This is a genomic window from Pantoea rodasii (genome assembly GCF_002095465.1).
GTDB lineage: Bacteria > Pseudomonadota > Gammaproteobacteria > Enterobacterales > Enterobacteriaceae > Pantoea > Pantoea rodasii.
Genome location: NZ_MLFP01000014.1, coordinates 1 through 13,813, shown reverse-complemented (window position 1 = coordinate 13,813; position 13,813 = coordinate 1). Strand labels below are relative to the sequence as shown.

The 13,813-nt window shown below is 54.2% G+C and carries 15 protein-coding genes; 8 read left to right on the top strand and 7 right to left on the bottom strand.

What is annotated here, in order from left to right; all coding sequences use genetic code 11:
* Positions 1-73 precede the first annotated feature (73 nt).
* A complete protein-coding gene (locus tag HA45_RS16670) occupies positions 74-1,048 on the top strand; it encodes a sensor domain-containing diguanylate cyclase (protein WP_100701841.1) in 975 nt (324 codons plus the stop codon).
* 59 nt (positions 1,049-1,107) lie between these two features.
* Here the strand turns inward: HA45_RS16670 and HA45_RS16665 are convergent, their stop codons facing one another.
* Positions 1,108-2,133 (bottom strand): alpha/beta fold hydrolase, encoded by a 1,026-nt coding sequence (locus HA45_RS16665; protein ID WP_100701842.1) that lies wholly within the window; start codon positions 2,131-2,133, stop codon positions 1,108-1,110.
* A gap of 322 nt (positions 2,134-2,455) precedes the next feature.
* Here HA45_RS16665 and HA45_RS16660 point away from each other — a divergent pair, with 322 nt between their 5' ends.
* Complete coding sequence (locus HA45_RS16660; RefSeq protein ID WP_100701843.1) at positions 2,456-2,944, top strand: helix-turn-helix domain-containing protein; 489 nt, start codon at positions 2,456-2,458, stop codon at positions 2,942-2,944.
* A gap of 90 nt (positions 2,945-3,034) precedes the next feature.
* Here the strand turns inward: HA45_RS16660 and HA45_RS16655 are convergent, their stop codons facing one another.
* Complete coding sequence (locus tag HA45_RS16655) at positions 3,035-4,036, bottom strand: GlxA family transcriptional regulator (RefSeq protein ID WP_100701844.1); 1,002 nt, start codon at positions 4,034-4,036, stop codon at positions 3,035-3,037.
* Between the two features lie 89 nt (positions 4,037-4,125).
* On the opposite strand from HA45_RS16655, the gene HA45_RS16650 reads away from it, so the two are divergent.
* A complete protein-coding gene (locus HA45_RS16650) occupies positions 4,126-4,821 on the top strand; it encodes a cysteine hydrolase family protein (protein ID WP_100701845.1) in 696 nt (231 codons plus the stop codon).
* Here HA45_RS16650 and HA45_RS16645 read toward each other — a convergent pair whose 3' ends face one another.
* Complete coding sequence (locus tag HA45_RS16645) at positions 4,822-5,169, bottom strand: hypothetical protein (RefSeq protein WP_100701846.1); 348 nt, start codon at positions 5,167-5,169, stop codon at positions 4,822-4,824.
* Positions 5,170-5,453: 284 nt separating this feature from the next.
* On the opposite strand from HA45_RS16645, the gene HA45_RS16640 reads away from it, so the two are divergent.
* Positions 5,454-6,221 (top strand): glycosyltransferase family 32 protein, encoded by a 768-nt coding sequence (locus HA45_RS16640; protein ID WP_244563465.1) that lies wholly within the window; start codon positions 5,454-5,456, stop codon positions 6,219-6,221.
* Between the two features lie 14 nt (positions 6,222-6,235).
* Entirely contained in the window at positions 6,236-6,445 is a 210-nt protein-coding gene (locus HA45_RS28270) for a hypothetical protein (RefSeq protein WP_244563464.1), read from the top strand.
* 118 nt (positions 6,446-6,563) lie between these two features.
* Here HA45_RS28270 and HA45_RS16635 read toward each other — a convergent pair whose 3' ends face one another.
* Positions 6,564-7,748: a BaiN/RdsA family NAD(P)/FAD-dependent oxidoreductase gene (locus tag HA45_RS16635; RefSeq protein ID WP_100701848.1), complete on the bottom strand. Its 1,185-nt coding sequence runs from the start codon at positions 7,746-7,748 to the stop codon at positions 6,564-6,566.
* Between the two features lie 243 nt (positions 7,749-7,991).
* On the opposite strand from HA45_RS16635, the gene pitA reads away from it, so the two are divergent.
* A complete protein-coding gene (pitA, locus tag HA45_RS16630) occupies positions 7,992-9,491 on the top strand; it encodes an inorganic phosphate transporter PitA (protein ID WP_100701849.1) in 1,500 nt (499 codons plus the stop codon).
* Positions 9,492-9,553: 62 nt separating this feature from the next.
* Here pitA and uspB read toward each other — a convergent pair whose 3' ends face one another.
* Positions 9,554-9,889 (bottom strand): universal stress protein UspB, encoded by a 336-nt coding sequence (gene uspB / locus HA45_RS16625; RefSeq protein WP_100701850.1) that lies wholly within the window; start codon positions 9,887-9,889, stop codon positions 9,554-9,556.
* A 421-nt stretch (positions 9,890-10,310) separates the two neighbouring features.
* Between uspB and uspA the strand changes: the two genes are divergently transcribed.
* On the top strand, positions 10,311-10,748 hold the full coding sequence (gene uspA / locus HA45_RS16620) for a universal stress protein UspA (protein ID WP_100701851.1): 438 nt from the start codon (positions 10,311-10,313) through the stop codon (positions 10,746-10,748).
* Between the two features lie 31 nt (positions 10,749-10,779).
* Here the strand turns inward: uspA and rsmJ are convergent, their stop codons facing one another.
* Together rsmJ and prlC are read right to left on the bottom strand one after the other, a co-directional pair.
* The gene (gene rsmJ, locus HA45_RS16615) at positions 10,780-11,529 is read right to left on the bottom strand and encodes a 16S rRNA (guanine(1516)-N(2))-methyltransferase RsmJ (RefSeq protein ID WP_100701852.1); all 750 of its coding nucleotides are present in this window, start codon (positions 11,527-11,529) and stop codon (positions 10,780-10,782) included.
* An 8-nt stretch (positions 11,530-11,537) separates the two neighbouring features.
* A complete protein-coding gene (gene prlC, locus HA45_RS16610; protein WP_100701853.1) occupies positions 11,538-13,580 on the bottom strand; it encodes an oligopeptidase A in 2,043 nt (680 codons plus the stop codon).
* A 39-nt stretch (positions 13,581-13,619) separates the two neighbouring features.
* Between prlC and HA45_RS27660 the strand changes: the two genes are divergently transcribed.
* Positions 13,620-13,813: hypothetical protein (locus HA45_RS27660; RefSeq protein ID WP_211280911.1), on the top strand; the 194-nt coding region annotated here is incomplete at its 3' end.

Sequence of the window (13,813 nt, the reverse complement as noted above, 5' to 3'; positions counted from 1 at the left end):
GCGCTTTATGCCTTCGTGGCACCTAAACACCAGTGATGTTGTACCCGAATAATTCAAAATAAAGAGTAACGCGATGAAAGCACCTGCACTGCCTGCGGACGAGTCACATCGTCTGAACCAGTTACGTGCGCTCAACATTCTGCACACGCCTGCAGAAGAGCGTTTTGACCGTTTGACCCGCCTTGCCCGACGTCTGTTCGGCGTGCCGGTGGCGCTGGTTAGCCTGCTGGAGGAGGACCATCAGTGGTTCAAATCTATCGCCGGGCCCAGTGCGGCAACCGCACCCCGCAACACTTCGTTCTGCGGCCACGCCATCTTGCAAGATGACGTGATGGTGGTGGAGAACGCCCTCGAAGATGAGCGCTTCCACGATAATCCGTTAGTGAATACCTCAGAATGCCCGGTGCGTTTCTATGCCGGCTGTCCGCTGCGTACGCCTTCGGGTGCCAAAGTCGGCACGCTGTGCATCGTTGATCATCATGCTCGCGAGTTTAATGATGACGATATGCATACGCTGCGTGATTTGGCGGCAATGGCAGAAGCCGAGCTGGTGGCATTCCAGACCGCAACGTCAGATGAACTGACGCAAATCACCAACCGTCGTGGCTTTATGACGCTGGGCCAGCTTGCACTCAACGAGTGTCAGGCGAAACAGCAGCCGGCCAGCCTCACCTTCCTCGACCTCGATCGGTTTAAAGTCATCAACGATACGTTGGGCCACCGCGAAGGCGACCGCGCGCTGATGGATTTTGCCAACGCCATGAAAGTGAGTTTCCGCCACGCCGATATCTTTGCGCGCCTGGGCGGTGATGAGTTTGTGGTGCTGTTTAACGGCTTACAACAGGCCGATGCCGAAGGCGTGTTGGCGCGCTTCGATCGTTTCCTGCAGCAGCAAACCCAGGATCTGGATCGCCGTTACGCACTGCACTTCTCATCGGGAGTGGTAGAGTTTGATCCTGACCATCCGCTCTCGCTGGAGCAGTTGCTCGAAGGCAGCGATGCACGCATGTACCAAGCCAAAAACGGTAAAAAGCAGCTGGCTCGCTAGTTTAGGGCGCGTCATGCGCCCTTACCTCGCAGGATACGGCCCTCAACGGCCGCTGCAATTTATAACGGGCGCGCCAGATCGCTGAGCAACGTTTGATTGAATTTCTGCGGCTCTTCCATTTGCGGTGCGTGTCCCAGGCCGGGGAATTCAATCAAATGTGCACCTGGAATCATCTTCGCCACCTGTTTGCCCAACACGTTGTAATGCCCTAACTGAGCTTTTACAGCTGGCGGCGCGATATCACTGCCAATCGCCGTGGTATCCGCAGTGCCAATCATCAACGTGGTCGGTACCTGCAGGTCTTTAAATTCGTAATACACCGGCTGGGTGAAAATCATGTCGTAAATCAGCGCTGAGTTCCACGCCACCTTCTTGTGGCCTGGTCCGCTGTTCAGACCCGCCAGCATGTCCACCCATTTATCGTACTCTGGCTTCCACTGACCACTGTAGTAAGTGGTTTGCTCGTACTTTTTAATGCCCGCCGCGTTGAGCTTAAGCTCGCGCTGATACCACTGATCTACCGAACGCCACGGCGCGCCTTTGGCTTTCCAGTCCTCCAGTCCAATGGGGTTCACCAGCACCAGTTTCTGCGTCTGCTGCGGGTACATCAGCGCATAACGCGTGGCTAGCATACCACCGGTCGAGTGGCCGACAATTACCGCCTTATCAACGCCGAGATGCTGCAGCAATTGATGCGTATTCAGCGCCAACTGCTGGAAGCTGTATTGATAGTTCGCCGGTTTTGTCGAGCTGCAGAAGCCAATCTGGTCTGGCGCAATCACGCGGTATCCTTGCTGGCTTAAGGCCTTGATGGTGTCTTCCCAGGTTGCGCCGCAGAAGTTCTTGCCGTGCAGCAGTACCACCGTTTGGCCATTTGCCTGCTGTGCGGGTTTGATATCCATGTAACCCATGCTGAGAGATTGCTGCTGAGAAGAGAAATTAAAATGCGCAAGGGAATACGGATACTGAAAACCTTCCAGCTGCTCGCCATACACGTTAGCCGCGAATGCAGGGGCCGCAGTGAGCAATGACAGTGAAGCCACCATCACGGCAAGTGACTGTTTTACCGGGAAACGAAAAGCCATACCTACTTCTCCTGAGCGAATAAAAACCACCAGTCTGGCATGTTTTCCGCCATAGCGTATTGATGAGGTGTGCCAGCAGCGGCCCTTTTTCAGACTGTTAAGCGCGACAAAGCGATGGGGAATTTGAGTTAAAAATAACGCGAGTGGTTACGCCAAATATTCAACACCCGCTCAACATAAACGGCTTTATTTTCACTAAATGCAAGACCAGTCTTGATGACAAATAATAAAACAGCCAATTCCTTATAAAACTTTACGTTAATCGGATGATTGGAAAGATTAATTATTTTACACTGTATCAAGTTAATGGAGGACCACAACGATGCAGAAAAAATACAACGAAGGGGTTATTGATTCGGTGACCAAATGGATTATGGACAATCTGGATCAGCGTTTGAGTGTTGATGATATTGCCGTGAAGTCTGGTTATTCAAAATGGTATTTACAGAAACTATTCGCCCGCTATCATAATGAAACGCTGGCGCGTTATATCCGTAAAAAGAAACTGGTTTGCTGTATCCGCGAGTTGAAATACAGCAATGCGCCGATAATCAGTCTGGCAGTAAAATACCATTTTGAAAGCCAGCAGTCGTTCACCCGCTCCTTTAAGCAGCTGATGGGCTGCACGCCGCTCTCCTGCCGTAAGCGTCAGTTAGGCTTCGAAGCTCAGCAGCAATTACTGGAAAGCTCAGATCCTTGTGCGATTTGCCGCAAGCAGGAATTTAACAGCAGTGAGCAAGATATTGAAGTCCGCGTACCGACACTGCGCAGTGGAAAATTTCCATCGCGGATTGATTGTGTTATGCGTTAATAAACTGCGGGATTATTTTTCTTATCTCTTTTTTATCTTCAGCAAAATTCGCGTTTCACACGTCTGCGCAAACGACGTAAAAGCGGGTGGTTAAAGACGGCCGCGAAATGTTTTGCGATAGAGCAGCGGTGATGTATTTAGATGTTTTTTAAAATGGCGACGTAACATTAACGGTGAAGAGAATCCGGCTTTTTCCGCAATCAATTCCACGGGTTGATCGGTTTTTTCCAAAAAACGCTGTGCCAGCGCCAGACGCTGATTCACCAGCCACTCACTAAAGCAGCTGCCCGTGGTTTGATTAAACCGTCGGGTAAAACTGCGGCGGCTCATCAACGCTCTATCTGCCAGCTGCTCTAGCGTGAGTGCCTGTTGCAGATTTTCCGTCGCCCAGTTGAGTGCCGACATAAAGCGATCGTTACCCGCTGAGTGATAAACCGGCTGCTCAATATATTGCGCCTGTCCCCCCTGACGATGCGGTGGCACCACCAGCATGCGCGCCACGCTATTCGCCACATCCACGCCACACTGTTCACGCACCAGATGCAGACAGCAATCAATGCTCGCCGCAGTGCCCGCTGAGGTCACAATCTGCCCTTCGTCGATATACAACACATCACGATCAATCGTGACATCCGGATAGAGCCGTTCAAAATCGCTCATCCAGCGCCAGTGCGTGGTGGCGCGCTGCTGATGCAGCAATCCGGCCGCACCCAGCACAAATGAACCCAGACACAGGCCAACGATCTGCGCTCCGCGCTGCGCTGCCTGTTGCAACGCGGCAATCAGCTCCGCTGGCGGAGCCACTGCCGGATCGCTCCAGCTCGGCACCACCACCATATCGGCTTGCGCCAGTTGCTCGAGCCCATGTTCTGCCACAATCGAGAATCCACTGTTGGTTTTCAGCAGCCCGGGATGGGTAGCGCAGATCATCAACTGGTAAAACGCGCGGCCCTCTGCGTTCTCCGCTTTCTCAAACACCGCACAGGGCACGGAGAGATGAAACGGAATGATGTCGTCAAACACCACCACACCCACTTTGATCGGTGCATCGGTGTGTGCGGTTTTTGGCGCAAAGTGAACGTTTTTTGTCATCCGCTGTACTCCTTCACTGTCGGTTAAATCGCCATACTGCTGGGCATCGGAAGTCACCCTGACTTCTTAATGACCCAGGATTATTATCGATGAAAAACATTATTGCTTCAGGAACCTTAGCGTTGGCAATGGCCATTTCCGGCAATGCCTTTGCTGAAGAACGTCGGGCTAACAGCGCGCCAACCATTCGCACAATGAGTGGCGCAACGGCCACCACCCAACTCACGGCGAAGGAAACGGCGGTGATCGTCATTGATATTCAGAATGAATACTTCCCTGGCGGCAAGATGCCAATCCCGGATGGCATGCAAGCGCTGCAAAACAGCAAACGTATTGTTGAGTTCGCCCATAAAAATGGCATGCCGGTGTTCTTCGTGCAGCATCTGGGCGCGGCGGATGGCCCACTGTTCGCCCAAGGCAGTCGCTTTGCCGAATTCCATAAGGATTTACAGCCGGGTAAAAATGACCGCGTCATTACCAAAGCCACACCAAGCTCTTTCGTGGGTACCGATCTGCAACAGCAGTTGGATGCACTCGGCATCAAGCAGTTGATTGTTACCGGCCTGATGACACATATGTGCGTCTCTTCGACCGCGCGTGATGCCGTGCCGCTCGGTTACGCCGTGATTATCCCGGAGGATGCCACGGCAACCCGCGATTTGGCCACTTGGGACAATAACGTGGTCGATCACAAGATGCTGCAGCAGAGCGCTTTGGCCGCTGTAGCTGACGTCTTTGCCGAGATCAAAACCACCGACGCGGTCTTAGCGCTGCCGGTGCACTGATTACTGCACCACTTTACCCGGCAGCAATTTCTCGGACATCACGCGGCGGCAGGAGAGGCTCTCTTGCCGCGCCTGTTGCTGCTGTTGCGGCGACAAATCCTGCCACACCGTTTGCAGATGGTCTGCAAGACCCGACTGGAAATGGATTTTCTGCAATGCGTAATCGGAATTGCTGCCTTCGATAATCTGCTGCATCGCCTGCGGCGTGTTATCCCGCCCATCATGGGTCAGAGTACAAAACATGGCGATGTAGTAGCCTTTGTCTTCGTCGCTGTAGTGCGGCATCAGCCACCAGACAACCGCACTGATGACGATAAGCACAGGCAGCAGGAATTTGAGTTTGAGCATGGAGTCGTAAGCCAATTAGGAAAAAACGCGGCGATCTTAACAGATTCAACGCTCAACAGCCGCTAAACGCCTGCATCAGCAGCATGACTGGCGAACCCAGCCTGCGTATTCTCTTAAAGTTGCGTTTTCGGCGTTTATTTATTGAGCGGATCGGCGCTGTTTGTTAATTTTGAGCCACTTTTCGGGCCATTAGTGCCTCATTACGCCAGCTGTTTCAGGGCCAGTTTTCGCCTCAATTTGCGGCAAAAGCTGGGATAGCTGACGATCGGGTTACAGGACAACACATGCAGAAGAATAAATTCAAAACCCATTTGGTTTCATTGGGCCTATTAGCGGAAAAAAAGCTGATGGCACGCAAACAGCTGCCTGATTACACCCCATTAGCCGAGCAGGATATTAATTTGCTGGCGCGGCAAAATGCCCCGGCGGCGATCCCGCGTCAAATCTGGATGTACTGGGAAAGTGAAACGCTGCCTGCTGAAGTCCAAATCTTTGTTGATAAGATTGTGCGCGAAAACCCCGGCTACTCACTGACCGTCATCAATAATCTGAATATCAAAGACTATCTGCCGGACCTGCGCTTTGTGCACGCAGACATGCGCCCTTCACACAAAAGTGACGTGATCAGACTGGAACTGCTGCATCGCTATGGCGGAATCTGGATGGATGCCACCATTATTCTGAATCGCCCGATGGATGAGCTGCTGGCAGTGAATGTGGACGATCGCTACGACCTGATCGCCTTCTACCGTGATGGCTCCACGCGGGATAAAGCCTATCCCGTGATTGAATCCTGGTTCCTCGCCGCACCGAAAAATAATGCGTTCATTGGCCGCTGGTTGCATTACTTCCGACCGATTATCGAGATCGGTGCCGAGGCTTTTTTCCAACGACTGCTGGCGCTGCCGGATTACGACACTATCGTCCAGGGCATTACGCCGCCGGATTATCTGGTGGTGTATATTGCGCAGCAGCAGGCGCTGCGGGAGAACAATCAGTACAACTTTTCCTGCGCAAATGTGAAGCCAGCGCGCTGCTTTATCAAAGCCTGAGCGAATGGCGTCCGGTGAAACTCAGCCGCATGCTGATGGTGGATCGCCTGCCGCAGGTACTGCCGCCGCTGACCAAACTCACCGGGTTTGACCGTAAATATCTGGATACCAACCTGAAATATGGCGTGGTGAACAGTGACAGTCTCCTGGGACAGGTGCTGCTGCAAGATAACCCGAGCACGCCCATCCCCGCCGCGACGTTAGCGGGCAAAGCCGCTCGGTAATTCCAGGTGCGCATGAATGCGCACCCTACGATAAACCGCATATTTGGGTTGTAGCGAGGCCATTACGCTGATTCGCGCATTAACCCTGTAGCGTCGCCATTCATGGCGACCGGATAACTTACAGCGCCTGTGCGCACGCCCAGGCCGAACTCCACGCCCACTGGAAGTTATAGCCGCCGAGCCAGCCGGTGACATCCACCACTTCGCCAATAAAGTACAAACCGGGCACGTCACGCGCTTCCATGGTTTTTGACGACAGCTGCGTGGTATCGACGCCGCCGAGGGTCACTTCGGCGGTACGATAGCCTTCGGTGCCATTCGGCTGCACTCGCCACTGATGCAGCGTGGTCACGACCTCGCCCTGCTGCTTGCTGTTGAGTTGCTTCAGCGTGACGTCCGGAATCTGCTTCAGCTCCTGCAAGATTTCCACCAGTCGTTTCGGCAAGATTTTCGCCAGACTGTTTCTCAGGCTGAGATTAGGATGCGCCTCACGCTGCACGTTGATGAAATCATCCAGTGAGGTTTCCGGCGACAGGTTGATGGTGACGAATTCACCTGGCTGCCAGTAGCTGGAGATTTGCAGTACCGCCGGGCCCGATAAGCCACGATGAGTAAACAGCATCGCCTCTTTGAACAGCGTGCCGTCCTGCGCGGTGATGGTGGTGGGCACAGCAACGCCCGACAGCGTATTGAGCTGTTCCAGCAGGGGTTTGTGTAACGTGAACGGCACCAGCGCGGCGCGCGTCGGGAACACTTTCAAACCAAACTGCTCAGCCACTTTGTAACCGAAGGGCGTTGCGCCCAGACCTGGCATCGACAAACCACCGCTGGCAATCACCAGCTTCTCTGCCTGTACCTCAGAGCCATTCAGTTGCAGCGTGTAGCCGTTTTCATCACGCGTTACGCTCAGCACTTCACTGCGTAAGCGCAGCGTCACCTGCCCGGCCTCACACTCTTTTAACAGCAGATCCACGATCTGCTGTGCCGAGTCATCACAGAACAGCTGGCCAAGGGTTTTCTCGTGATACGCAATTTTATGGCGATTCACCAGATCGATGAAATCCCACTGGGTGTAACGCGCCAGCGCCGACTTGCTGAAATGCGGATTATGCGAGAGATACGCCGCCGGTTCGGTGTGCATATTGGTGAAGTTGCAGCGGCCGCCACCGGACATCAGGATTTTACGCCCCGCCTTTTTGCCGTTATCCAGCAGCAGCACCCGACGACCCAACTGTCCTGCCTGCGCGGCGCAGAACATGCCGGCTGCGCCTGCACCTATTACGATAACGTCAAACTTGTCCACAGCACTTCACCCACATGATTGAAAGGCGCTGATTGTAGAGATCTGCGGCTTTTCGCGCCAGCGTCAAAAAAATGCCGTAAATGTGTCATATTGTAACTCGCTTATTTTTCAGCCTTTTTGTCCCATTAAGTCATTCAAATGGCAAATTTAAGACAAAAAGGGACTATATTTTCCTTTCACATCATGCGGGTTGTCGCAGATAATGCGCCGCGTTCATGTCCTCCAAAAAATGGCGTAACGTTTATGCTACATCTGTTCGCTGGTCTTGACCTCAGTACCGGCCTGTTTTTGGTATTAGCTCTGCTGTTCGTATTGTTCTATGAGGCAATCAACGGTTTCCATGACACTGCTAACGCAGTCGCTACAGTCATTTACACCCGTGCGATGCGGGCGCAATTGGCGGTTGTGATGGCGGGTGTTTTCAACTTCTTAGGCGTTTTGCTGGGCGGTTTGAGCGTGGCGTATGCCATCGTGCATATGCTGCCAACAGATTTGCTGTTAAATGTCGGTTCCGCTCACGGCCTCGCCATGGTGTTCTCCATGCTGCTGGCTGCGATCATCTGGAATCTGGGCACCTGGTATCTGGGTTTGCCTGCCTCCAGCTCCCATACATTGATTGGCGCGATTATCGGTATTGGTCTCACCAATGCGTTGATGACCGGCACCTCGGTGGTTGATGCGCTCAACCTGCCGAAAGTGATCAATATTTTCCTGTCCCTGATTCTGTCGCCGATTGTTGGCCTGGTGATTGCGGGTTCGCTGATTTTCATTCTGCGCCGTTACTGGAGCAACACGCCAAAACGTTCGCGTATCCATATGACGCCAGCTGACCGTGAAAAGATCGATGGCAAGAAAAAGCCGCCGTTCTGGACGCGTATTGCCTTGATCGTCTCGGCGATTGGCGTGAGCTACTCCCACGGTGCTAACGATGGTCAGAAAGGCATTGGCCTGATTATGTTAGTGCTGATTGGTGTGGCACCCGCTGGCTTCGTGGTCAACATGAACGCCTCGGGTTATGACATCACGCGTACGCGCGATGCGGTCAATCATCTGGAGCAGTATTACCAGCAGCATAGCGATTCACTCACCCACATCATCCAGATGGCGCCGCCTGCGGTACCTTCACCGGAAGAAGCTGTGGGCGGGCCGCATGAGTTCCATTGCGATAGCAGCCGCGCGCTGCAGGCGATTGACCGTGCGCAGGTGCTGCTGACTAATCTGAACAGCTACGATCAACTGACAGTTGATCAGCGCAGCCAGATGCGTCGCCTGCTGATGTGCGTTTCTGACACCGCGGATAAAGCCGCGAAACTGCCAGAGACCACTCCAGACGATAAGCGCTTCCTCAACAAGCTGAAGGGCGATCTGCTGGGCACCGTAGAGTACGCACCGATCTGGATCATCATGGCGGTGGCGTTAGCACTGGGCATCGGTACCATGATTGGCTGGCGTCGTGTGGCGACCACCATCGGCGAGAAGATCGGTAAAAAAGGCATGACCTATGCACAGGGCATGTCGGCGCAGGTCACCGCTGCGGTGTCGATTGGCGTTGCCAGCTACACCGGTATGCCAGTATCGACCACGCATATCCTGTCATCGTCCGTTGCCGGTACCATGCTGGTGGATGGCGGTGGATTGCAGAGCCGCACCATCAAGAATATCGCCATGGCGTGGGTCTTCACCCTGCCGGTGTGTATTGTGCTGTCAGGTTCGCTGTACTGGATCGCGCTGAAGATTATCTAAGCCGTTATCGGCAAACAAGAGGGCGACTGTTCATCACAGGTCGCCCTTTTTATTGCCGCTGATTAATGCCAGATCGCCAGGCCAATCAGGCTCACCACCACCACAAAACAGAGCCCGCTGGTCAAGACAAATTGCCTGCGCACGCGTTCGCAGCGGCGAATGAATTCGTCGTCGTGATGGTCGCGATAGCGCTTATCCCAGATATAACGCACCAGCCGCACCTGCTTACTCGGCTGGCCATGAGACGTAAAAAATCCCGCCCCATCCACATATTGATACAGCAGCGGATCGCAACCGCGCAGTACAGCCAATAACGAGCGCAATGAAGAGAAATAACGCGCCATATTCACCAGACAAACCACACACAGAGCCCAAAAAAGCGCGATAGTGCTGATCATGTTCCCCTCCCAGCTGGAGCCGCAAAGACGTCGAATGCAGCGGGGAAATGCTGTAGACGCCCCACGGGAAATTAACCAGCCACAGATGAATCGAATTGCATTGTTGTTATGCCAACCCGAGCGCGGCACCCAAACGGCAGTGGCCCTCATTTTCAGTGTAGGAGATCTGTTCAATTTTTTTCCAGCGATGATTTTCGTTCACCGCGAGTGAAAATCACGATAGCGCTTGATCTTCCTCACAAGCGAGCCGTGGATTGCAGCATTTGTTAACAACTCTGGCTATACTCAGGGCATAACAACAGAACGCCTGCAGGGCATAAATTGTGGTTGGTGGCGCTTCATCGCTGTTTTGCGCAAAGGATTTCGCTCGCCGAGCGGCGGAAATTTAGGTTGCCCCAGAATCTTGAGAAGGAGTTTTATCATGGCTTATAAACACATCCTGATTGCAGTAGACCTTTCCCCAGAGAGCCAGTTGCTGGTTGATAAAGCCGTTTCACTGGCCCGTCCATACGATGCAAAAATCTCGCTGATCCACGTTGATGTGAATTACTCAGACCTCTACACCGGGCTGATTGACGTCAATCTGGGTGACATGCAGAAACGCATTTCTGAAGAGACGCACACCGCGTTGAAAGAGTTATCGACCAATGCCGGTTATCCGATCAGTGAAACCCTGAGCGGCAGCGGCGATCTCGGCCAGGTGCTGGTGGATGCGATTAAGAAATATGATGTGGATTTGGTGGTCTGTGGTCACCACCAGGATTTCTGGAGCAAGCTGATGTCATCAGCGCGACAGCTGATTAATACCGTGCACATTGATATGTTGATTGTGCCGCTGCGCGACGAAGACGACGAATAACAACAGGGCCAGCTAAGCTGGCCCTGTTTTTTTAAACCAATGGCGGGTAGATATCAAAGCGATGGCTTTTGGTCACCACCGCCGATTGCGTTGCCACACCCGCTAACGGCGGTGCGTAATCTGGACGTTTCACCACGATGCGTTTCTTCGCCAGACGGCGAGCGGGTTCCAGCAGCGCATCGGCATCCTCATCGGGCCCCACCAGCGACTGAAATACCCGCATTTCCTTCTTCACCATCGCGCTCTTTTGACGATGGGGATACATCGGGTCGAGGTACACCACATCCGGCGCGGGCGTGATATCGCTCAATGCCTGCTGACTCGCCACATGCAGTAACGTTAACCGCTCACGCAGCCAGCCACCGATTTCCACATCGGCATAACCACGGCGCAAACCATCGTCCAGTAAAGCCGCGACCACCGGATGACGTTCCAGCATGCGCACCCGACAACCCAGGGCCGCCAGCACAAAGGCATCACGCCCCAGTCCCGCCGTTGCATCGATCACATCCGGCAGATAGCCGCCTTTTATGCCCACCGCTTTCGCCACCGCCTCGCCGCGACCGCCGCCAAACTTGCGGCGATGCGCCATCGCACCGGTGACAAAATCCACAAAGATGCCGCCCAGTTTTGGCTCATCCAGCTTGCGCAGCTCGAGGCGCTCCGGCGTCAGCACCAGCGCCATCAGCGCCTGATCGTCATGCTGTAAACCCCAGCGCTGCGCCAGATGTAATAAGGCGCCGTCTCCGGCGCCTGATTCATCGATTAAACCGATATTCACAAGCAGGCTTATCCCTGAATTCCGTAGTGTTCCAGCATCGCATCCAGCTGCGGCTCACGGCCACGGAAGCGTTTGAACAGCTCCATTGGCTCTTCAGAACCGCCGCGCGTTAGGATGTTGTCGAGGAACGACTGACCGGTTTCACGGTTGAAAATGCCCTCTTCTTCAAAGCGTGAGTAAGCATCCGCCGCCAGCACATCGGCCCACAGATAGCTGTAGTAGCCCGCCGCATAACCACCGGCAAACACATGGCTAAACGCATGCGGGAAACGGCCCCATTCTGGGCTTGGCACCACGGCAACCTGCTTCTTCACTTCACGCAGGGTTTCGAGGATTTGCGCGCCTTTTTCTGGATTGAATTCGGTGTGCATGCGGAAGTCGAACAGGCCGAACTCCAGCTGACGCAGGATAAACAGCGCCGCCTGATAGTTCTTCGCCGCCAGCATCTTATCCAGCAAATCTTTCGGCAGCGGTTCGCCGGTCTCGTAATGGCCAGAGATAAACGCCAGCGCGTCCGGTTCCCAGCACCAGTTTTCCATAAACTGGCTCGGCAGCTCGACTGCATCCCACGGCACACCGCTGATGCCCGACACGCCCGGCGCTTCGATGCGCGTCAGCATGTGGTGCAGGCCGTGACCAAATTCGTGGAACAACGTGGTGACTTCATCGTGGGTGAACAGCGCGGGCTTGCCCTGTACCGGACGGTTGAAGTTACAGGTGAGATAGGCCACCGGCTTTTGCAGGCTGCCGTCGGCTTTACGCATCTGGCCGACGCAATCGTCCATCCAGGCACCGCCGCGTTTGTGCTCACGCGCATAGAGATCAAGATAGAAGCTGCCACGCAGCTCGCCGCTTTCATCAAACAGGTCGAAGAAACGCACGTCTTGATGGTACACATCAACGTCTTTACGCTCTTTCGCGGTGATACCGTAAATGCGTTTCACCACTTCAAACAGGCCGCTGACCGCACGCTCTTCCGGGAAGTACGGACGAAGCTGCTCATCACTGATGGTGTAGAGATGCTGTTTCTGCTTCTCACCGTAGTAGGTGAGATCCCACGGATTCATCTCGTCAACGCCGCACTCTTTTTTGGCGAAGGCGCGCAGTTGCGCTAACTCTTTCTCACCCTGCGGACGCGCACGTTTGGCGAGGTCGGTCAGGAAGTCGATCACCTGCGCCGGGTTCTCAGCCATTTTGGTCGCCAGTGATTTGTGTGCGAAGGAGTCAAAGCCCAGCAGCTGTGCCAGTTCATGACGCAGCGCCAGCTCTTCCGCCATGATCGGACCGTTATCCCATTTACCGGCATTAGGACCCTGATCGGATGCACGGGTAGAGTACGCGCGGTACATCTCTTCACGCAGCGCGGCGTTATCGCAATAGGTCATCACCGGCAGGTAGCTAGGGATATCCAGCGTCAGCAGCCAGCCCTCTTGCTCTTTGGCTTCGGCTTGTGCCTTGGCGGCGGCCAGCGTGCTTTCTGGCATGCCCGCCAGATCCGCTTCATCGGTGATCAACTTGCTCCAGCCCATGGTGGCGTCGAGCACGTTGTTGCTGTAGGTCGAACCCAGTTCAGACAGACGCGCGGCGATTTCGCCATAGCGCTTCTGCTTCTCTTTATCGAGGCCGATGCCGGACAGCTCGAAATCACGCAGGGCGTTATCTACCGCTTTCTTCTGCGCAAGATCCAGCGCGGCATAGCTGTCGCCCTGTTTCAAATCACGGTAAGCCTGATACAGGCCTTCATTCTGTCCTACCCAGGTGCTGTATTCAGACAGCAGCGGCAGCGTCTGCTCATACGCTTCGCGCAGTTCCGGGCTGTTCTTCACTGAGTTGAGATGGCTCACCGGCGAGAAAATACGGCTGAGCAGGTCATCCACTTCTGCCAGTGGCTGCACTAAATTGTCCCAAGTGTAAGGCGCACCCTGTGCGACAACGCGTTCGACTTCAGCACGGCAGTTGTTCAGCGCTTCGGTGACCGCGGGCACCACATGCTCGGGTTTGATCGCGGAAAACGGCGGTAGCGTATACGGGGTGAGTAACGGATTGGTCATAAGCGCAGTCCTTTCTTCATGGAGTGGGGGTGGCGCGCAATGGCGCGACGCAATCTTTCTAACATGCGGTCAGCATGCCGGAAAATCAATGCTACTGAGAATGGACCAACGAAGAAAAATGCGCGAGAGCCGAAACGTCAGCAATTTTTACGCAGCGCGGCTATAATCGCGCCACACACGATGTTTTTAACGCCTTTGATCCAACCGCGGACCCCTCTTTTTTATGCTGAGTT